The organism is Mesorhizobium sp. M7D.F.Ca.US.004.03.1.1, from assembly GCF_003998635.1.
Classification (GTDB): domain Bacteria; phylum Pseudomonadota; class Alphaproteobacteria; order Rhizobiales; family Rhizobiaceae; genus Mesorhizobium; species Mesorhizobium loti.
In genome coordinates, this window is record NZ_RZQG01001446.1 from 1 (window position 1) to 963 (window position 963).

The 963-nt window shown below is 56.2% G+C and carries 1 pseudogene; it reads right to left on the reverse strand.

What is annotated here, in order from left to right:
* Positions 1-495: pseudogene (locus EN935_RS37820) on the reverse strand (urocanate hydratase); the annotation flags it as partial.
* Between the last annotated feature and the right edge of the window lie 468 nt (positions 496-963).

Genomic DNA, 963 nt, shown 5'->3' on the forward strand with positions numbered 1-963 from the left:
GGTAAAGAAGATGCGGCCGCGCAAATCGCCATCCCATTTCTCCTCGCCTATGCAGGCGATGGTCTCAAAGGTGCCCTCAACGACGCCTTGACTGCCGATATATTCCCAGGGCCCAGCAGTATAGGAGGAGAAGGTGGTCAGATTCTTGTCGATCAAATCATAAAATTTTGGCCAGTCGCACTGGATTACATTGGACAGGCCCATGACCACTCGTGGTGCCAGCTTGTGCGTCTTGAACACCGCAACTGGCATACCGGCCTGCACCGCCATGGTTTCATCGTTTTCCAGCTGCTTCAACGTGTCAACTATTGCATGATAACTTTCCCAGTTACGGGCCGCCTTGGCGATGCCGCCATAGACGATCAGCCTTGAGGGGTCCTGACCATTTTCTAGGTTGTTCTCCAGCATTCGCAGAAGCGCTTCCTGTTTCCATCCTTTGCAACGCAACTCGCGGCCGCGCTTCGCTTTCACGTGGGAAATGACTTCGGTCGTCATTGTTGCCTCTTTCAATTCAGTGCTTCATCAAGGTCGGGAGTCGCGGTCAGAGTCTGTGCGCTTTGGCCAACTGTGCGGGTTGGCATGTTTTTGTGCAGTGAGCTGTGCCCACCGACGCAAGTGATTCATCGGCGCCGGTTGACGCAGCCCCGCCAGGCGGGAGCCCTGACAGCGCTACCGGGCCTTGACAGCGTGTTGGCCCGCGGAAAGACTCGATCTTTTCTTTTTTGTTGTGAGCGCCAACGTTCAAATCGTATCGGGTGACCTTGACGAACCGCGTGAATGCCGGGCGCGTCGCGCGTGCAATGGGCGCCTGGATTTGCAAACGCGAACGCGCCGGATTCAGGCGGCTTCGCGATCTCATTGAGGCTCTGGCTGAGGCGAGACGACCCCCAGTTGTGACATCACTTGTCTTTTCGGCAATGGCAACGACCTCGCGACTCAGTCGCCAATCGCCATATCTTACGT